At 65.1% G+C, this 20,159-nt stretch carries 14 protein-coding genes; 1 reads left to right on the plus strand and 13 read right to left on the minus strand.

Translation table 11 applies throughout. The features are described from left to right. Positions 1 to 13: 13 nt before the first annotated feature. The 7 genes from gap to uvrB form a co-directional block, all read right to left on the minus strand. Entirely contained in the window at positions 14 to 1,021 is a 1,008-nt protein-coding gene (gap, locus tag ASF79_RS06745) for a type I glyceraldehyde-3-phosphate dehydrogenase (RefSeq protein WP_055781406.1), read from the minus strand. A gap of 91 nt (positions 1,022 to 1,112) precedes the next feature. Next, complete coding sequence (locus ASF79_RS06750) at positions 1,113 to 1,739, minus strand: superoxide dismutase (protein WP_055781403.1); 627 nt, start codon at positions 1,737 to 1,739, stop codon at positions 1,113 to 1,115. A 129-nt stretch (positions 1,740 to 1,868) separates the two neighbouring features. Then, positions 1,869 to 2,846: a DNA-binding protein WhiA gene (gene whiA, locus ASF79_RS06755; protein ID WP_055781400.1), complete on the minus strand. Its 978-nt coding sequence runs from the start codon at positions 2,844 to 2,846 to the stop codon at positions 1,869 to 1,871. 70 nt (positions 2,847 to 2,916) lie between these two features. After that, positions 2,917 to 3,792, minus strand: coding sequence for an RNase adapter RapZ (rapZ, locus tag ASF79_RS06760; RefSeq protein WP_055781397.1), 876 nt, complete (start codon positions 3,790 to 3,792; stop codon positions 2,917 to 2,919). Positions 3,793 to 3,835: 43 nt separating this feature from the next. Then, positions 3,836 to 5,737 carry an excinuclease ABC subunit UvrC gene (gene uvrC, locus ASF79_RS06765; RefSeq protein ID WP_055781394.1) on the minus strand — a complete coding sequence of 634 codons (1,902 nt, stop codon included), beginning with the start codon at positions 5,735 to 5,737 and terminating at the stop codon, positions 3,836 to 3,838. 2 nt (positions 5,738 to 5,739) lie between these two features. Continuing rightward, positions 5,740 to 8,607 carry an excinuclease ABC subunit UvrA gene (uvrA, locus tag ASF79_RS06770; RefSeq protein ID WP_055853358.1) on the minus strand — a complete coding sequence of 956 codons (2,868 nt, stop codon included), beginning with the start codon at positions 8,605 to 8,607 and terminating at the stop codon, positions 5,740 to 5,742. A gap of 132 nt (positions 8,608 to 8,739) precedes the next feature. Then, the gene (uvrB, locus tag ASF79_RS06775) at positions 8,740 to 10,809 is read right to left on the minus strand and encodes an excinuclease ABC subunit UvrB (protein ID WP_055781389.1); all 2,070 of its coding nucleotides are present in this window, start codon (positions 10,807 to 10,809) and stop codon (positions 8,740 to 8,742) included. A gap of 80 nt (positions 10,810 to 10,889) precedes the next feature. Here uvrB and ASF79_RS06780 point away from each other — a divergent pair, with 80 nt between their 5' ends. Further along, positions 10,890 to 11,918, plus strand: a complete 1,029-nt coding sequence (locus tag ASF79_RS06780) for a 6-phosphofructokinase (protein WP_055781386.1) — start codon at positions 10,890 to 10,892, stop codon at positions 11,916 to 11,918. A 1-nt stretch (position 11,919) separates the two neighbouring features. Here the strand turns inward: ASF79_RS06780 and coaE are convergent, their stop codons facing one another. From coaE to polA, 6 genes are all read right to left on the minus strand, one after another. Next, complete coding sequence (gene coaE / locus ASF79_RS06785) at positions 11,920 to 12,543, minus strand: dephospho-CoA kinase (protein ID WP_055853360.1); 624 nt, start codon at positions 12,541 to 12,543, stop codon at positions 11,920 to 11,922. Positions 12,544 to 12,627: 84 nt separating this feature from the next. After that, on the minus strand, positions 12,628 to 14,082 hold the full coding sequence (rpsA, locus tag ASF79_RS06790) for a 30S ribosomal protein S1 (RefSeq protein ID WP_044443396.1): 1,455 nt from the start codon (positions 14,080 to 14,082) through the stop codon (positions 12,628 to 12,630). A 159-nt stretch (positions 14,083 to 14,241) separates the two neighbouring features. Beyond that, positions 14,242 to 15,147 carry a thioredoxin domain-containing protein gene (locus tag ASF79_RS06795; protein ID WP_055853362.1) on the minus strand — a complete coding sequence of 302 codons (906 nt, stop codon included), beginning with the start codon at positions 15,145 to 15,147 and terminating at the stop codon, positions 14,242 to 14,244. After that, positions 15,144 to 16,826, minus strand: a complete 1,683-nt coding sequence (locus ASF79_RS06800) for a DUF885 domain-containing protein (RefSeq protein WP_055853364.1) — start codon at positions 16,824 to 16,826, stop codon at positions 15,144 to 15,146. Before ASF79_RS06800 ends, ASF79_RS06795 begins: the two co-directional genes overlap by 4 nt. A gap of 13 nt (positions 16,827 to 16,839) precedes the next feature. Further along, on the minus strand, positions 16,840 to 17,367 hold the full coding sequence (locus ASF79_RS06805; protein WP_055853366.1) for a hypothetical protein: 528 nt from the start codon (positions 17,365 to 17,367) through the stop codon (positions 16,840 to 16,842). Positions 17,368 to 17,456: 89 nt separating this feature from the next. Next, entirely contained in the window at positions 17,457 to 20,147 is a 2,691-nt protein-coding gene (gene polA / locus ASF79_RS06810; protein WP_055853368.1) for a DNA polymerase I, read from the minus strand. Positions 20,148 to 20,159 lie beyond the last annotated feature (12 nt).

Below are 20,159 nucleotides of genomic sequence, written 5' to 3' on the forward strand. Positions count from 1 at the left end.
TGGATTCCTCGTATTACAGGCGGTCGGCGACGTACTCGGTGATGTCGACGAGACGGTTGGAGTAACCCCACTCGTTGTCGTACCACGAAGCGATCTTCACCTGGTTGCCGATGACCTTGGTCAGGCCGGCATCGAAGATCGACGAGTGCGGGTCGCCCTGGATGTCGCTCGAGACGATGGGGTCTTCGGTGTACGACAGGATTCCCTTGAGTTCACCGTTGGCCGCGTTCTTGTAGGCCTCGTTGACCTGCTCGACGGTGACCGTGGAGCTGGTCTCGACCGTGAGGTCGGTGATCGAGCCGGTGATGACCGGAACGCGGAGGGCGTAGCCGTCGAGCTTGCCGACCAGCTCGGGGATGACGAGACCGAGGGCCTTGGCAGCACCGGTCGAGGTCGGGATGATGTTCGCGGCTGCGGCGCGGGCGCGACGCAGGTCGCTGTGCGGGCCGTCCTGCAGGTTCTGATCGGCGGTGTACGCGTGAACCGTGGTCATCAGGCCGCGCTCGATGCCGAAGTTGTCCATGAAGACCTTGGCCAGCGGGGCCAGGCAGTTCGTGGTGCACGATGCGTTGGAGATGATGTCGTGGATGGCGGGGTCGTACGTACCCTCGTTGACTCCGAGAACCAGCGTCGCCACGTCTGAGCCCGTTGCGGGGGCGGAGACGATGACCTTCTTCGCGCCGGCGGCGATGTGCTTGCGGGCGTCTTCGGACTTCGTGAAACGACCGGTCGACTCGATGACGATGTCGACTCCCAGTTCGCCCCAGGGCAGGTCGGCGGGGTCGCGCTCGGCGAGCACGAGGATCGGCTTGCCGTTGACGATGATGTTGTCGCCGTCGAGTTCCACCGTTGCATCGAGACGACCCGTGATGGTGTCGTACTTGAGGAGGTGCGCGAGGGCCTTGTTGTCGGTGAGGTCATTGACCGCGACGATCTCGAGCTCGCTGCCCTTGGCCAGGGCTGCGCGGAAGTAGTTACGCCCGATACGACCGAAGCCGTTGATACCGATCTTTACAGACACGTGAAGTTCTCCATGAATCGTGTGGCCCCGCGGGGCTGGGTGGGTGAAACTGAGGGCGCGCCGGGCCGTGAGGCCCGGCACGCCGTCGTCGCTACGACAGTAGCAGGAGGCCCGAGGTCTTTTCGCGGGCCGTCTCGAAGCGCGTGGCGACGTTCTGCCAGTCGACGATGTTCCAGAACGCCTTGACGTAATCGGCGCGTACGTTCTTGTAGTCGATGTAGTACGCGTGCTCCCAGACGTCGAGCATCAGAAGGGGCACGGTTCCGGCAGCGAAGTTCGACTGCTGGTCGAAGAACTGCTGGATGATCAGGCGCTGACCGATGCTGTCCCAGGCGAGCACCGACCATCCCGATCCCTGGACGCCCAGGGCGGTGGCGGTGAAGTGCGCCTGGAACTTGTCGAACGAGCCGAAGAAGTCATCGATGGCCGCGGCGAGCTCGCCGACGGGCTTGTCTCCCCCGTTGGGAGACATGTTCGTCCAGAAGATCGAGTGGTTGACGTGGCCGCCGAGGTTGAAGGCGAGGTCTTTCTCGAGCTTGTTGACCGCGCCGAGGTTCTCGGAGTCACGGGCTTCGGCAAGCTGAGCGAGCGCGGTGTTCGCGCCGGTCACATAAGCCTGGTGGTGCTTGGAGTGGTGCAGCTCCATGATGGTGGCGCTGATGCTGGGCTCGAGCGCCGAGTAGTCGTACGCGAGCTCTGGAAGGGTGTATTCAGCCATTGATATCTCCTCGAATAAGGCGCCGTTCGGAGAATCCGGACGGCTGTGAGTGACCTGATCAGTCTACTGAGGTCAACGGACAGGGCCCTGAAAACTTCCTGTCGTCTCGGTATCTGACGGATGAATCTGTCAGTCGTCGAGATCGGGCGGGAGGTTCGCGTCGGTACCGGGAATGCCGAGATCGCTCGCCTGCTTGTCGGCCATCGCGAGCAGACGCCGGATGCGCCCAGCGATCGCATCCTTCGTCATGGGCGGATCGGCGTGGTGCCCCAGCTCGTCGAGACTCGAGTCTCGGAAGTTCAGACGCAGATCCCCGGCGTACTTGAGGTGGGGCGGAACATCCGGCCCGAGGATCTCGAGCGCGCGCTCCACCCGGGAGCATGCCGCCACGGCCGCTTGCGCCGAGCGCCGAAGGTTGGCGTCGTCGAAGTTGACGAGCCTGTTCGCCGTCGCACGCACCTCGCGGCGCTGCCGCAGGTCTTCCCACCGGGAGACCGCATCGGCTGCGCCCATCAGAGAGAGCATGCGGGCGATCGCCTCGCCGTCGCGGATGACGACACGGTGCACTCCCCTGACCTCTCGCGCCTTCGCCTGCACGTGGAGCCGTGCCGCGGCTCCGACCAGGGCCATGGCCGATTCGTTGCCGGGGCAGGTGATCTCGAGAGCGGCTGATCTGCCCGGATCGGTGAGAGTGCCGTTCGCCAGGAACGCGCCCCGCCAGACGGCGGAGAGTTCCTCCTGCGAGCCTGTCGTGAGTCGATTCGGGAGGCCGCGGATCGGCCGACGACGTGCATCCAGCAACCCGGTCTGCCTGGCGAGCGTCTCGCCGCCGTCGATGACCCGCACGAGATACGTGCCCGTGCGCTTGCTGCCCGATGCCGAGACGTGAGAGACCTCGCCGCGTATTCCGTAGAGCTCTGCGAGGTCGCGGCGCACGCGCTTCACCAGGTCTGGGGTGTCGAGCTCCGACTCGATCGCGATGCGGTTCGAGATCAGATGGAGGCCACCGGAGAAACGCAGAATCGTCGCCAGCTCGGCGGCCCTCAGCGTCGTCTTCTTGGCGACGACGCGGGTCAGTTCTTCTTTGACATCGGCAGTGAGAGCCAATCTCTATCCATTCGTTCGTGCGGCCGATGTCGCGCGGGATGCTTGTGGCGTCCCGAGGCGGCGGCCGGTGTTATTCGCGACCGAGGTCGCGATGCTTGACGTTGACGACGACGCCCGGGTAGGACGCGAGCCGAGTGGCGAGCGCTCGAGTGAGGGCCACGGAGCGGTGTTTTCCGCCCGTGCACCCGATGGCCATGGTGGCGTGTCGTTTGTTCTCGCGCTGATAGCCGGCGAGAACGGGCTTGAGGGATTCTGCGTAGGACTCGAGGAACTCCGGTGCCCCCTCCTGCGCGAGCACGTAGTCGCTGACCTCGGGGTCGAGCCCCGTGTGGGCACGCAGTTCGGGGATCCAGAACGGGTTCGGCAGGAAGCGGGCATCGGCGATGGAGTCGACGTCGGTCGGGGTGCCGTACTTGAACCCGAAGCTCATCAGCGTGACCTGGACGCCGGGGGTATCCGTGGTCGAGAAGCCTTCGGCGATGCGTGTGGCCAGCTGATGGATGTTGAGGTCGGAGGTGTCGATCACCATGTCGCTGGACTCGCGGATGGGGTGCAGTCGCACTCTTTCGCGCTCGATGCCGTCGAGCAGCGTGCCATCGCCTTGCAGGGGATGCGGACGTCGCACCTGCTCGAATCGCCTGACGAGGGCCGAATCGGTCGCCTCGAGGAACAGCACGCGGAGTTGGCTTCCATCGCGGAGCGAGTGGATGATCTCCTGCAGATCGCCGAAGAAATCGCGTCCACGCACGTCGACGACGGCGGCTATTCGCGGAAGCGTCGATCCGGCCTTCTCGGCGAGATCGACCAGAGGCCGGAGCATCTGCGGCGGCAGGTTGTCGACGACGTACCAGCCCAGGTCTTCGAGGGCATTCGCGACCGTCGAGCGGCCGGCCCCCGACATCCCTGTGACTATCAGCACTTCTTGCGGAAGTGGATCGTCAGTCATGGGGTCGCCTTCTTCTTCTTCAGCAGTCGGGTGAACGTCTAGCCTACCGGCGGGGCTCGTCGACCGGAGCCGCAGAGTCTGGGTGAAGGTGCGCGAAGACCGTCTGCGCCAGCCCGGGACCGACGCCGCGAACGGCGGCGATCGCATCCGGTTTCGCCTGACGCAGTTGCGACACCGAGCCGAAGTGCGTGAGAAGCCGCTTGACCCTGCTCGGGCCGAGGCCCGGTATCTCGCCGAGAACCGAGGCGATGTCGCGCTTGCGCCTCGTGCGCTGATGGATGATCGCGAAACGGTGAGCCTCATCGCGAAGGCGCTGCAGCATGAAGAGCGCCTCGCTGCCGCGCGGCAGGATGACGGGGAAGTCGCTGTCGGGCAGCCAGATCTCTTCGAGTCGCTTGGCGAGACCGCAGAGGAAGATGCCCTCGACGCCGGACTCGCGGAGGGCACGAGCGGCGGCCTGCACCTGCGGCTGGCCTCCATCGACTACGAGGAGGTTCGGCGGGTACGAGAACTTCTTGGAGGCGGAGTCTGACTCACTGCGCTCGGTTCCCTCGCGCAGATACGCGAGGCGGCGAGTGACGACCTGGTGGATGGAATCGGTGTCGTCTGTGGACTCGGCGATCGTGAAGCGGCGGTACTGGTCTTTTCGGGGAAGCCCGTCTTCGAAGACCACCATGGATGCGACGATGTTCGTGCCGCCCAGGTGCGAGACGTCGAAGCACTCCATTCGCAGCGGAGCATCCGGCATGCCGAGTGCGTCTTGAATGTCGGTCATGGCCTGACTTCGAGCGACGAAGTCGGCGCTGCGTCTGGTTTTGTAGAGTTGAAGCGCGTTCATGGCGTTGACCCTGGCCGTCTGCATCAACGCCGCCTTCTCGCCTCGCTGGGCGGTGCGCAGGCTGACCTTGCCCTTGTCTCGGCGCGTTCCGAGCCAGGTCTCGAGTTCGGCCTTGTCTTCGGGCAACTCGGGCACGATGATCTCGCGCGGTGGCACGGTCGTGCCGTCGTATGCGGCCTGCAGGATGGAGTCGACGAGCTCCGCCGTGGTGAGATCGAGCTCTTTGTCGACGACCCAGGCGCGCACACCGCGGATGCGGCCGCCTCGGACGATGAACTGCTGCACGGCCGCCGCGAGCTCGTCGTGCTCGACGCCGAACAGATCGGTGTCGAGGTTGTCGCTGAGCACGACGGCGCTTTTCTCGAGAACGGCCTCGAGCGCCTGGAGCTGGTCGCGGTAGGTCGCGGCCGCCTCGTAGCGCTGCTGGGTGGCTGCCTCTTTCATCTTGCGGGTCACGTCCGTGACGAACCGGTTGTCTCCCCCGGCCATGAATGCCACGAAGTCATCGACGATGGCCCTGTGCTCCTCGACCGTCACCTTGTGGGAGCAGGGTCCTCCGCAGCGACCGATCTGACCGGGAAAACACGGTCGCCCGGTCTGCATGGCCTTCTTGTAGCTCGAGTCGGAGCAGGTGCGAATCGGAAAGGCCTTGACCATGAGCTCGATCGTCTCGCGAACCGCCCAGATCTTGGGGTACGGGCCGAAGTATCGGGCGCCCGGGATGCGGGTGTTGCGGGTGACGATGACACGCGGAGCCTCGTCGGCGAGCGTGATGGCCATGAACGGATAGGTCTTGTCGTCGCGGAACTTGACGTTGAACGGCGGGTCGAACTCCTTGATCCACGTGTACTCGAGCTGCAGGGCCTCGACATCGCTGCCCACGACGGTCCACTCGACCGAGGCGGCCGTGGTGACCATGCGACGGGTGCGCTCGTGCAGACTGCGCAGCGGTGCGAAATAGTTGCTCAGTCGAGCGCGTAGATTCTGCGCCTTGCCGACGTAGAGCACCCGCCCGGTTGCATCTCGGAACCGGTACACCCCGGGCTGGGTGGGGATCTCCCCCGCTTTCGGGCGATAGGGAACCGTGTCTGGAGAGGTTCGTGCCATGTCTACTTCGCCCCGAGGATCTCCTTGAGGAAGAAACCGGTGTGGCTCTTCTTCACCTTGGCCAGCTGCTCCGGCGTTCCCGTTGCCAGGATGCGACCGCCGCCGGCGCCTCCCTCGGGCCCGATATCGATCAGCCAGTCGGCGCTCTTGATGACGTCGAGGTTGTGCTCGATCACGATGACCGTGTTGCCCTTGTCGACCAGGCTGCCGAGCACGAGGAGGAGCTTGCGCACGTCTTCGAAGTGCAGTCCGGTGGTGGGCTCGTCGAGCACGTAGACCGTGCGTCCGTTGGAGCGCTTCTGCAGCTCGGTGGCGAGCTTGACACGCTGCGCCTCGCCTCCCGACAGCGTCGTCGCGCTCTGCCCGAGTCGTACGTAGCCGAGGCCGACGTCGACGAGCGTCTTGAGGAAGCGGTGAATGGCGCCGATCGGCTCGAAGAACTCCGCAGCCTCGGCGATCGGCATGTCGAGCACCTCGGAGATGCTCTTGCCTTTGTAGTGCACGCTGAGGGTGTCACGGTTGTAGCGTGCTCCCCCACAGACCTCGCACTTGACGTAGACGTCGGGAAGGAAGTTCATCTCGATCTTGATCGTTCCGTCACCAGAGCAGGCCTCGCAGCGGCCGCCCTTGACGTTGAAGCTGAACCGGCCGGCCAGGTAGCCGCGGGCCTTCGCCTCGGCCGTGTCGGCGAAGAGATTGCGGATGCGATCGAAGACTCCGGTGTAGGTCGCCGGGTTCGAGCGCGGGGTGCGGCCGATGGGGTTCTGATCGACGTGCACGACCTTGTCGAGATTCTCGAGACCGGTGACGCGCTTGTGCTTGCCCGGGATCTTTCGTGCTCCGTTGAGCTTGTTCGCGAGCACCCGGTAGAGGATGTCGTTCACCAGCGACGACTTGCCCGAACCGGAGACGCCGGTGACGGCGACGAAGGTGCCGAGCGGGAAGTCGACGGTGACCTTGCGCAGGTTGTTCGCCTCGGCGTCGACGACGGTGATCAGCCGATCCGGGTCGACCGGTCGACGGGTCGCGGGCACCTCGATCTCTTTACGCCCCGAGAGGTAGTCGCCCGTGAGCGACTCTGTGTTCGCCAGGAGGGCGTCGTACGACCCTGAGTGCACGACCTTGCCGCCGTTCACGCCAGCACCTGGTCCGATGTCGACGACCCAGTCGGCCGTTCGGATCGTGTCTTCGTCGTGTTCGACGACGATCAGCGTGTTTCCGAGATCTCGCAGCTTGACGAGAGTCTCGATGAGTCGGCGGTTGTCGCGCTGATGCAGGCCGATCGACGGCTCGTCGAGCACGTAGAGGACACCCGTGAGACCCGAACCGATCTGGGTCGCCAGCCGGATGCGCTGGGCCTCGCCGCCGGAGAGCGATGCGGCCGCGCGGGCCAGGTTGAGGTAGTTGAGGCCGACCTGGATGAGGAAGTCGAGGCGCAGCCTGATCTCGCGCAGCACCTGGGCCGCGATCGCGGCCTCGCGGTCGGTGAGGACCACGTCGTGCATGAACTCCTGGGCGTCGGTCAGAGAGATGTCGGTGACATCGGCGATGCTGCGGCCGTTGACGGTGACAGCCAGGACCTCGGGCTTCAGCCGCTTTCCGTTGCAGACGGGGCAGGGGATCTCGCGGAGGAACTCCGACCAGCGCGCACGCTGCGTGTCGGTCTCGGCCTGCAGGAACTGCCGTTCGATGTAGGGAACGACGCCCTCGAAGCCGGACGAGTAACTCACTTCGCGGCCGTACCGGTTCTTCCACCGGACTTTGACCTCGAAGTTGTTGCCGCGGAGAACGGCGTTCTGAACCTCGTCGCTGAGCTTGCCCCAGGGGGTCTTGAGCGAGAAGTCGAGGTCGCGTGAGAGGCCGTGCAACAGCTTCTCGTAGTAGCTGAAGAGACCCTTGCCCTGGGTCGTCCATGGAACGATGACGCCCTCGGCGATGCTCAGGTCGGGGTCGCCGAGGAGGAGGTCGGAGTCGACCGACATGCGTGTGCCGAGTCCGGAGCACTCGGGGCATGCTCCGAACGGTGCGTTGAACGAGAAGGTGCGCGGTTCGATCTCGGTGAGGGCGATGGGGTGGTTGTTGGGGCACGAGAGCTTCTCGGAGAACGTCTGCCACGCATCCGGGCCCTCGGAGTCGACGTAGTTGATCTGCACCAGACCATCGGTGAGGCGCAGTGCCGTCTCGAGGGAGTCGGTGAGACGGCTCAGGATGTCGGGACCCGCGACCAAGCGGTCGATGACCACGGAGATGTCGTGCTTGATCTGCTTCTTGAGCTTGGGCGGATCGTTCAGCTGCACGACCTCGCCGTCGACCAGCGCGCGCGAGTAACCGCCGGCGGCCAGCTCTTTGAAGAGGTCGACGAACTCGCCCTTCTTCTGCGAGACGACCGGGCTGGCGACCTGGTAGCGGATGCCGTCTTCGAGCTCCATGAGCTGATCGGCGATCTGCTGCACGGTCTGCGACTTGATCTGCTCGCCGCAGATCGGGCAGTGCGGGATGCCGATTCGTGCCCAGAGCAGGCGCATGTAGTCGTAGATCTCGGTGATCGTGCCGACGGTCGATCGCGGGTTGCGGTTGGTCGACTTCTGGTCGATCGACACGGCGGGACTGAGACCCTCGATGAAGTCGACGTCGGGGCGGTCGACCTGCCCGAGGAACTGCCGGGCATAGGCCGAGAGCGACTCGACGTAGCGCCGCTGCCCCTCGGCGAAGATCGTGTCGAAGGCCAGAGAGGACTTGCCCGATCCCGAGAGGCCCGTGAAGACCACCAGCGAGTCTCGAGGGATCTCGAGATTCACGTCTTGAAGATTGTGGACACGGGCGCCATGGACGCTGAGGACGTTAGAGGAATCTACCTTCGAAACTGACACCTCGAAAGTCTATGTGCGGCCACCGACACTCGGTCCCGGTTCCGCTGACGGCGTGCGCTCCCCCGGTCTTGTGCTAGGCCTCGAAGACGAGCAGCGTGCTCGACGCCGTCGCCAACGGCACACTCTCTCGGTTCACGACAGGTGACCGGCGGCCGACATCTGGCGCAGCTCCTTCTTGAGGTCGCCCAGCTCGTCGCGCAGGCGCGCCGCGAGCTCGAACTTGAGCTCACCGGCGGCCTGGAGCATCTGCTCGTTGAGATCGGCGATGATGGCCTCGAGCTGGTTCGCACCCTCGGCGGCGATGCCCTCGCGGCGCAGATTCGGAGTCGGCGACTTCTTCTTGGAGCCGTCGCGGCCAGCGAGCAGCTGGGCGGTATCGGCACCCTCTCTCGCCAGAACCTCGGTGATGTCGGCGATGCGCTTGCGCAGAGGCGTCGGGTCGATGCCGTGTTCGGTGTTGTACGCGACCTGCAGCTCGCGTCGGCGGGTGGTCTCGCTGATCGCGAAGGCCATGGAGTCGGTGACCTTGTCGGCGTACATGATGACCTGACCCGACACGTTTCGTGCAGCTCGACCGATGGTCTGGATGAGCGAGGTCGACGAGCGCAGGAATCCCTCTTTATCGGCGTCGAGGATGGCGACGAGCGACACCTCGGGAAGGTCGAGGCCCTCGCGCAGCAGGTTGATGCCCACGAGAACGTCGTAGAGCCCCGCGCGCAGTTCGGTGAGCAGCTCGACCCGTCGCAGAGTATCGACGTCGGCGTGCAGATAGCGCACCTTGACCCCGTGCTCGCCCAGGAAGTCGGTGAGCTCTTCGGCCATCTTCTTCGTGAGCGTGGTGACGAGCACGCGCTCGTCTCGACCCGCTCGCAGCCGGATCTCCTCGAGCAGGTCGTCGATCTGACCTGTGGACGTCTTGATGACGATCTCGGGATCGATCAGGCCCGTGGGGCGGATGATCTGCTGCACGACACCGTCGGCGATGCCCATCTCGTACTTGCCGGGAGTAGCCGAGAGGTAGACCGTCTGACCGACCCTGTCTTTGAACTCGGGCCACTTGAGCGGACGGTTGTCGAGGGCGCTCGGCAGGCGGAATCCGTGGTCGACCAGCGTGCGCTTGCGCGACGAGTCGCCCTCGTACATGGCTCCGATCTGGGGAACCGTGACGTGGGACTCGTCGATGACCACGAGGAAGTCGTCGGGGAAGTAGTCGAGCAGACAGTGAGGCGCGGCTCCGGGCGGACGCACGTCCATGTGCCACGAGTAGTTCTCGATGCCCGAGCAGAATCCGATCTGCTGCATCATCTCGAGATCGAAGGTGGTGCGCATGCGCAGGCGCTGGGCCTCGAGCAGCTTGCCCTCTTTCTCGAGCTGGCCGACGCGCAGTTCGAGTTCGTCTTGAATCGTGCCGATGGCGCGCTGCATCACGTCGGTGTCGGTGACGTAGTGCGACCCGGGGAAGACGGAGACGGAATCGAGCTTGCGCACGATATCGCCGGTGAGCGGGTGCAGGCTGTAGAGCGCCTCGATTTCGTCGCCGAACATCTCGATGCGGATCGCCAACTCTTCGTACTGGGGAATGATCTCGATCGTGTCGCCGCGTACGCGGAAATTGCCGCGGGAGAAGTCGATGTCGTTGCGGTTGTACTGCATCGAGACGAATTTGCGGATGAGCCAGTCTCTGTCGATGCGCTGACCGACCTGCAGAGCGATCATCGCGTTCATGTACTGCTCGGGAGTGCCGAGGCCGTAGATGCAGGAAACCGTCGAGACCACGACCACGTCGCGCCGACTGAGCAGCGAGTTCGTGGTCGAGTGGCGCAGGCGCTCGACCTCGGAGTTGATCGAGCTGTCTTTCTCGATGAAAGTGTCGGTCTGGGGTACGTACGCCTCGGGCTGGTAGTAGTCGTAGTACGAGACGAAGTACTCGACGGCGTTGTTAGGCATGAGCTCGCGGAACTCGTTCGCTAGCTGGGCCGCGAGGGTCTTGTTGTGCGCCAGCACGAGCGTGGGCCGCTGCACCGCCTCGATCAACCACGCCGTCGTCGCCGACTTACCCGTTCCCGTCGCACCGAGAAGCACCACATCGGTCTCGCCCGCGTTGATTCGCGCCGTCAACTCGGCGATGGCGGTGGGCTGATCGCCGCTCGGGGTGTATTCACTGACGACTTCGAAGGGGTGGACGGAGCGGGTGGGTTCCATGCAATAAGTTTAGGTCGGGGTAGTGACACTGGTCCCTGCCTGGCAGTGGAAACGGATTTCTTTCGAACAGGAGCGGCGCCATGCGCATCGGCATTCTCACCTCGGGCGGCGACTGTCCCGGACTCAACGCGGTCATCCGCGGGGCCGTTCTGAAGGGAACGGAGATCAACGGCCAGGAGTTCGTCGGTTTCCGGGACGGCTGGCGGGGTGTCGTGAACGCCGACATCATGGAGCTCACCCGGCACAACATCCGCGGTATCGCCAAGCAGGGTGGCACGATCCTCGGTACGAGCCGCACCAACCCGTTCGAGGGTGAGAACGGCGGACCGGAGAACATCGCCGCCAACATGGAGCGTCATGGAATCGACGCGATCATGGCCATCGGCGGGGAAGGAACCCTCGCCGCGGCGAAGCGCCTGACCGACGCCGGCCTCAAGATCGTCGGCGTACCGAAGACGGTCGACAACGACCTCGACGCCACGGACTACACCTTCGGTTTCGACACCGCGGTGCAGATCGCCACCGACGCCATGGATCGACTGCGTACGACCGGCGAGTCGCACAGCCGGTGCATGGTCGCCGAGGTCATGGGTCGTCACGTGGGGTGGATCGCGCTGCACTCGGGCATGGCGTCCGGTGCCCATGCCATCCTGATTCCCGAGCAGAAGACCAGTGTCGAGCAGATGTGCGAGTGGGTCCAGAGTGCCTACGACCGCGGTCGCGCTCCCCTGGTCGTCGTCGCCGAGGGCTTTATGCCCGACAGCATGGACGACCCGCATTCCGAGCGGGGCCTGGATGCCTTCGGCCGGCCGCGTCTCGGCGGTATCGGCGAACGCATCGCCCCGCTGATCGAGTCGATCACGGGAATCGAGACCCGCGCGACGACCCTCGGTCACATTCAGCGGGGAGGCGTGCCGAGCGCCTACGACCGCGTTCTCGCGACGCGCCTCGGCATGGCCGCCAGCGACATCATCGGCGATGGTGCCTGGGGCCAGATGGTGGCGCTGAAGGGAACCGAGATCGTCACGGTCGGGTTCGCCGAGGCGCTGGGCAAGCTCAAGACGGTTCCGCAGCACCGCTACGACGAGGCTGCCCTGCTCTTCGGCTAGGTCAAGAGACGCTCGCCCGATCCCGTGAGCGCGCGATGAGGTCGATCCAGAGCTCGTCGACCTGGTCGAGAGTGCGCTCGAGCGAGTCGTTCGTGTCGATGATGACGTCGGCGATCGCGCGGCGTTCTTCGTCGGTCGCCTGAGACCGGATGCGCCGCTCGGCCTCATCGCGCGGCATGCCACGGTGCTCGTGCAGCCGGGCGATTCGCACCTCGACGGGAGCCTCGCAGACGACGATCAGATCGAATTCCAGTTCTCGACGAGCCTCCACGAGGAGAGGAACGTCGTAGACGATCACGGCGGCTGGATCGGCCGCTGAGGCCGCAGCGATCAGCTCGGCCGTGCGTGCGTGCACCCGGGGATGGATGATGGCCTCGAGGCGCAGGCGGGCGTCGGGATCAGCGAAGACGATCGCTCCCAACGCGGCCCGATCGAGTGAGCCGTCCGGCGACAGAACGGCCTGGCCGAAGTCGTCGACGATGGCGGACAGGCCGGGTGTCCCGGTTTGCACCACCTCGCGGGAGAGCGCATCGGCATCGATATGGATCGCTCCGTGAGCGACGAGGCGACGCGCCACTGTCGACTTTCCTGATGCGATTCCGCCGGTGAGTCCCACGATGAACATGGCTCCATGCTAGCCGGGCCGGTGACGGCGCTCGGCTTAACGACGGAACGGCCGCCCCGGAGGACGGCCGTTCCATAGTGCAACTTAGGAGTTGCTGCTCGACAGCTTCTCGCGAAGCGCGGCGAGGGTCTCGTCGTCGGCGAGGGTGCCGGCTCCGGTCGACTCGCTCGAGAACGAGGAGCCGGCGCTGGCGCCGTCGCCCGAGGCGACCTCCGCGTTGCTCGTGGCAACCTGCTTCTTGTGGGCTTCCCAGCGAGCCTGGGCTGCAGCGTAGTCCTGCTCCCACTTCTCGCGCTGGGTCTCGAAGCCCTCGCGCCACTCGTTCGTCTCCGGGTCGAAGCCCTCGGGGAACTTGTAGTTGCCCTGGTCGTCGTACTCGGTGAGCATTCCGTAGAGCGCCGGGTCGAACTCGGTGCCCTCGGGGTCGACGCCCTCGTTGGCCTGCTTGAGGCTCAGCGAGATGCGGCGACGCTCGAGGTCGATGTCGATGACCTTGACGAAGACCTCGTCGCCGACCGACACGACCTGCTCGGCGAGCTCGACGTGCTTGCCCGACAGCTCGGAGATGTGGACGAGTCCCTCGATGCCCTCTGCAACGCGAACGAACGCGCCGAAGGGAACGAGCTTGGTGACCTTACCCGGAGCAACCTGGCCGATGGCGTGGGTGCGGGCGAAGACCTGCCACGGGTCTTCCTGCGTCGCCTTGAGCGACAGGGAGACACGCTCGCGGTCGAGGTCGACCTCGAGGATCTCGACGGTGACCTCCTGGCCAACCTCGACGACCTCTGAGGCGTGCTCGATGTGCTTCCAGCTGAGTTCGGAGACGTGAACCAGTCCGTCGACTCCACCCAGATCGACGAACGCACCGAAGTTGACGATCGACGAGACGACGCCCTTGCGGACCTGTCCCTTCTGGAGGTTGTTGAGGAACGTGGTGCGGCTCTCGGACTGAGTCTGCTCGAGCAGGGCGCGGCGCGACAGAACGACGTTGTTGCGGTTCTTGTCGAGCTCGAGGATCTTCGCCTCGATCTCCTGGCCCAGGTAGGGCGTGAGGTCGCGCACGCGACGAAGCTCGATGAGCGACGCGGGCAGGAAGCCTCGGAGTCCGATGTCGACGATGAGTCCACCCTTGACGACCTCGATGACCGAACCGGTGACAACACCGTCGGCGTCCTTGATCTTCTCGACGTCTCCCCACGCACGCTCGTACTGAGCCCGCTTCTTGGAGAGGATCAGGCGGCCTTCTTTGTCTTCTTTCTGAAGAACGAGGGCCTCGACCAGATCGCCGACCTGGACGACCTCGGTGGGGTCGACGTCGTGCTTGATGGAAAGCTCACGCGAGGGGATGACGCCCTCGGTCTTGTACCCGACGTCGAGGAGAACCTCGTCGCGGTCGATCTTCACAACGGTTCCCTCGATGAGGTCTCCGTCGTTGAAGAACTTCAGTGTCTTTTCGACCGCGGCAAGAAAGTCTTCTGCCGAGCCAATGTCGTTGATGGCGACCTGCTTGGCTACTCTGTCGGTCGTTGCGATTGTCATAAAAGTAAATGCTCCAGGATGGACAAATATCAGGCCGACGACAGACGAGTTCGATGTTTCGAGCAGGACTGCTCCGCCGACGGCGAGCGGATGGGATGGCACAAAACGTGCCAAGTCATTCTAGCCCCGCAGATCGGTGCGCGGCAACACCTCGGACGGCTACTTGGAGCCGGGCAGAACGAAGTCGGCGAACTCCTGTGCGTTGGTCAGACTGCCTTCGTACTGCACTCCATCGACGATGACGGTGGGGGTGCCTTGGATCCTGTCGAGGTCGGAGTTCGGAACCGGCTCGCTGAGCGCCCGTTCCGTGGCCTGCGTCACCCAATCGTCGAACTCGCCGGAGTCGATGCAGTCCGCCACGTCGGTGCCGTCGAGTGCTCCCGCCTCGTTCACCAGGTCGATCAGATCGGCGTCACTCAGGCCCTCGGTCTCTTCCTGGGGCTGATTCTCGAAGAGGAGTGCGCTGAACGCCTCGAATCGATCGGGGGCCTCATCGGCCACGCACGCCGCCGCGTTCGCGGCACGGGTCGAGTACTCGGTGCCGAGCGAGGCGCGGTCGAGGAACGACAGCGGATGGACTTCGAGAACCACCTGGCCCGAATCCACCCACTTGGAGAGCTGCTCGGCGTTCGTCGACTCGAACTGGCCGCAGTACGGGCAGAGGTAGTCGATGTAGGTGACGACTCGAACCGCGTCGTCTCCCCCGTCTCCGACGACGATGCCGTCACCGGAGGTTCCGGCCGGTGCACTCGATCCGCCTGCCTGCTCAGTGCCTGATCGGCTGGTCGATGAGCGCTCTATCGACGAGAACACACTGGTGAGTACGAGCACGGCCGCGGCGATGACGGCGACCACCACCAGGATCGATCCCCCGAGCACCCAGGGCCAGACGCGTCGACGTGGGCGCTGCCCCGAGGTACCCGCGCCGGCGGGTGCGGCCTGGGCGGAATGGTTCGTGTTTCCCTGGGCATCGCGCCGCATCTCGCTCCAGCTCTGGCCGTCCCACCACCTCTCGCGGGAGGTGTTCTCTTCGGGGTACCATCCGGGCGGCGGAGTGTTCGTCATCGGGATCCTCCCTCGGTGAGCAGGAACTTCTGGAGGGTGTCGAGTCCGACTCCTCCCATGTCGAGGGCGCGGCGATGGAATTCCTTGGCGTCGTAGGCATCGCCCTGCTGCGCCCTGTAGTCGTCTCGGAGCTGCTCCCAGATGCGCTGTCCGACCTTGTACGACGGGGCCTGACCAGGCCAGCCGAGGTAGCGGTTGACCTCGAAGCGGATGAACGCGTCGTCCATGTTCACGTTCGCGCGCATGAACTCCAGCGCGTAGTCGGCGTCCCAGATGCCCTCGCCATCGGGGCGCTGCTTGCCGAGGTGCACGCCGATGTCGAGCACCACGCGGGCCGCCCTCATCCTCTGGCCGTCGAGCATGCCGAATCTGTCGGCCGGGTCGTCGAGGTAACCCAGCTCCTCCATCAGGCGTTCGGCATAGAGTGCCCATCCCTCCGCGTGACCAGACGTTCCCGCCAGCTGGCGGCGCCAGGTGTTGAGCGTGGCCCTGTTGTAGACGGCCTGTCCGATCTGCAGATGATGCCCGGGCACCCCCTCGTGATAGACGGTGGTGAGCTCGCGCCAGGTGTCGAAGGTGGTGACTCCCGCGGGCACCGACCACCACATGCGTCCGGGGCGTGAGAAGTCGTCGGTGGGGCCCGTGTAGTAGATGCCGCCCTCGTCGGTCGGCGCGATCATGCACTCCAGCGCCCGGATCTCGTCGGGGATGTCGAAGTGGCTTCGTGACAGCTCGTCGACCGCCCGATCACTCGTGGCCTGCATCCACTCTTTCAGAGCAGCCGTTCCGTGGAGCTTTCGGGAGTCGTCGGCGTCGAGGTGGGCGATCGCCTCGTGCACCGTCGCGCCCGGCAGGATCTCCTGGGCGATCGCCTCCTGCTCACGGGTCATACGGGCGAGTTCTGCGAGACCCCATTCGTAGGTCTCGTCGAGGTCGATCGTGGCGCCGAGGAATTCGCGCGACCGGAGCGCGTAGATCTCGCGTCCCACAGCATCCTCGGGGTTCGCGGCGGGAAGCAGCTCGGCCTCGAGAAAGTCGGCGAACCGTGTGTAGCCGCCCGCCGCCACCGAAGACGCCTGTTTCAGAGAGTCGGTCGCATACTCGGCCGGAGCGCCGTGTGCGAGTGCGGCGAAGAATCCGCCGGCGGACGCGTTCTTGCGTGCCTGCGCGAGAACCTCGACGACCTGGCGTCGCGCGGGCACGACGTTGCGGGCGATTCCCTCTCGCAGGGTCTCGACATAGCCCTCGAGCGCATCGGGCACGGCGCGCAGTCGCGTGTCGATGACCTGCCAGTCCCCCGGCGTCTCGGCCGGCATCAGATCGAAGACCTCCCGGATGTCTTGAGACGGCGAGGCGATCACGTTGAGGTCTCGCAGATGGAGACCTGCCTGGGCGCTCTCGATGGCGAGCTGCAGCGAGGCGCCGAGGTCGAGTTGTGTGACTCTGTCGACGTCGTCGACCGGCACGGCTGCCGTCAGTCGGGCCTGGGCCCGTCGCACCTCCGACAGATAGTGCTCGTGGCCCGCCGGAGACAGATCGCCGAAACGTGTGTTCGCTTCGACGCGGCCGATGTATGTGCCGAGCGTGGGCACGAGTCGGACAAGGGTGTCGACCCACTCCTCGGCGATCGAGTCGATCTCCGTCGGTGTACGTGTGGACTTCTGCGGCAGATCGGTCATGCCATCAGCCTAGCTAGGAGCTCCGACTGCGCACGATCTCGCTCGGAGCACCCATCGCCTCTCGGGTGGAACGGCGCCTGTCCGGAGACAGCCGCCGGTGGCCCTCCGCGAGAACGGTCGCCTCGAAGAACGCCTCGATCGAGTGCTGCGCCGCATCCACGCTCGCGGCGTGGGCGCCGTACCACCGACCGCACGTCATCAGCGGCGGTGCGTCGGCTTCGTGGGCGAACCATCCGTGGGTGCCCGCATTCGGCCCGTGAACCGAACGGATCTCGATGTCGCGCCGCTCCAGTCGAGCCTCGAACACGGCGGCGCGCGCGTCGTCGAACGAGCGATAGATCAGGGCGCTGCGCCCGAGTTCGCGATTGTTGCTGGCCAGGAGGCGCCAGACGCAGACCGGTCCGGCCTGCGGATCGGAGAGGCGATCGATGGGTCTCTCCGATGGTGCCGTCAGCTGATCTCGAAACCTCGACCACGCTCGAGGCATCGGGTCGGCCGCCGACGTGAACGACGAGAATACGATGCTCGCCGAGGTCGTCACCTCGATAGTCTCTGTGACTCGGATGTCGGGATTGCGTCCTGGAGGTGTCCGAAAGGTGTCGAGAAGACGAGGACCCGCGCCTCGAGCGATCAGTGCGCGGCGTCGTTCCAGTTCGCGCCGCGACCCACCTGCACCTCGAGGGGAACGCGAAGCTCGGCGGCGGTACTCATGCGTGTGGTGACGATCTCGGAGAGCGTCTGCCACTCACCCGGTGCCACATCGAAGACCAGCTCGTCGTGCACCTGCAGCAGCATGCGCGATGCGAGCTGCTGTTCTTTCAGGTCGCTCGCGATGTTGATCATGGCGATCTTGATGATGTCGGCGGCTGTGCCCTGGATCGGGGCGTTGAGGGCGGCCCGCTCGTCGTTGTCTCGAAGCACCCTGTTGGCGCTGTTGAGGTTCGCGAAGGGGCGGCGACGCCCGAAGATCGTCTCGGTGTAGCCGTCTTCTTTCGCCTGCAGCACGACGTTGCGCAGGAAGTCGCGCACGGCTCCGAAGCGCTCGAAGTAGTCGGACATCAGCTTCTTGGCCTCGCTGGAGTCGATGCGCAGCTGCTTCGACAGGCCGAAGGCGCTGAGTCCGTAGGCGAGGCCGTACGACATGGCCTTGACCTTGGTGCGCATGGCAGGCGTCACATCGGAGGGCTCGACACCGAAGACGTGCGCTCCGACGAAGCGGTGCAGATCTTCTCCTTCGGTGAAGGCCGTGATGAGGCCCTCGTCGCCGGAGAGGTGCGCCATGATGCGCATCTCGATCTGCGAGTAGTCGGCTGTGAGAAGAGTCTCGAAGCCGTCGCCCACCTGAAAGGCGTGCCGGATGCGACGGCCCTCTTCGGCGCGCACGGGGATGTTCTGCAGGTTGGGATCTGTAGAGGAGATGCGACCGGTGCTCGAACCGGTCTGCACGTAGCGGGTGTGCACGCGGCCGTCGGGCGCGATGGCCTTGTCGACCGTCTCGATGATCTGGCGGAGCTTCGTGGCGTCACGGTGCTGCAGCAGGAGACCGAGGAAGGGATGCGGGCTGGACGCCTGCAGATCGGCCAAGGCACCGGCGTCGGTGGAGTAGCCCGTCTTGGTGGCACGAGTCTTCGGCATCGACAGGCGGTCGAAGAGCACCTCCTGGATCTGCTTGGGAGAACCGAGGTTGATCTCGCCGCCGATGATCTCGTAGGCGTCGGTAGCGAGGCCGGTGGCCGTGGTGGCCAGTTCGGCGGAGAGTTGCGAGAGCTCGTCGTGGCTCACGGTGATGCCGATCAGCTCCATGTCGACGAGCGCCATCAGCGTGGGGATTTCGATCTCGCCGAGAACGCGCAGGGTCCGCTCGTCGAGCGACGTCGTCTGAGCCGCGGCCACGCGGGCGATGTACCAGGCGTGGGTCGCCGGGCCGACGTCGGACGCGTCGTCGGGCACGAGCTGATTCGGGTCGGGTGTGGGCAGCACTTCGGCCAGGGTGCGATCGACGAGTTCGGCGAGCGAGCGGTCGGCCGAGGAGTCGGGGCGCACCAGCCAGGCGGCGAGCGTCGTATCGAAGCGCAGCCCCGACACGGCGAGGCCGGCCCGGCGCAGCGTCTTGATCTGCTCTTTTGCTCCGTGCATGATCTTCGGCGAGTCGCTCGCCAGCCAGGCCTCGAGGGCCGAGTAGTCGAGACTGCCTGCGCTCCACGGGGCGAAGAGGCTTTCGGTGGCGGATGCGATGCCCAGGCCGATGGGCACGCCGCCCTGCTCTTCGACGGCCAGAGCGAGGCCGTCGGGATTGCTCTTCTGCGCTCGCGAGAGCCAGAGTTCGAGCTCCTCGTCGAGCACCGTGGCCGGAGTCGGAGGCGTGATCGAGGCGGGAACCGCCTCGGGATCGGCGGAGCTCTGCGCGGCCGACGCATCCGGTGCAGCACCCAGACCGTCGAGCTTCAGCACGCGGTCGAGCAGCGTGCGGAACTCGAGCCGGCCGAACACCTCGCGGAGAGCCTGCTCGTCGATGGGCTTGCGCTCCAGATCTGCCGGCCCGACCGGCAGCTCGACGTCGGTGAGCAGGTGATTGAGCTTTCTATTGCGCACGGCGTTCTCGTACTGCTCGCGGAGCTTGTCGCCGACGACGCCCTTGATCTCGTCTCTGCGCTCGATGATCGCGTCGAGGCTGCCGTACAGGTTGATCCACTTGGCGGCGGTCTTGGGCCCCACCTTGTCGACGCCGATCAGGTTGTCGCTCGTCTCGCCCACGAGAGCGGCGATCTCGGGGTACTGGTGCGGTTGCACGCCGTACTTGTCGAAGACCTTCTCTGCGTCGTAGCGCGTGAGTTGCGACACGCCCATGGCAGACGGATAGAGCAGCGTGACGTCGGGGCGGATGAGCTGGATGCTGTCGCGGTCGCCCGAGACGACGAAGACGCGGTAGCCCTGCTCTTCGCCCTGCCGTGCAAGGGTGGCCAGAATGTCGTCGGCTTCGTAGTCTTCTTTCGAGACCGTGGTGATGTTCATGGCGTGCAAGGCCTCTTCGAGCAGAGGGATCTGGCCCTTGAACTCGGGAGGCGTTTCGCCCCTGGTGCCCTTGTATTCGGGGTATTCGCGGGTGCGGAACGAATGTCGCGAGATGTCGAACGCCACCGCGATGTGGGTCGGTTTCTCTGCCTTCAGAAGGTTGATGAGCATGGCGATGAAGCCGTGGATCGCGTTCGTGTGCTGCCCGTCGCGAGTCTGGAAACTGTCGACGGGCAGGGCGTAGAACGCCCGGAACGCGAGTGAATGGCCGTCGATGACGAGGAGGGTAGGCTTTTCTGAATCCGACACGACCCCCAGCCT

This window comes from Agreia sp. Leaf335 (genome assembly GCF_001423605.1).
Taxonomy (GTDB): domain Bacteria; phylum Actinomycetota; class Actinomycetes; order Actinomycetales; family Microbacteriaceae; genus Agreia.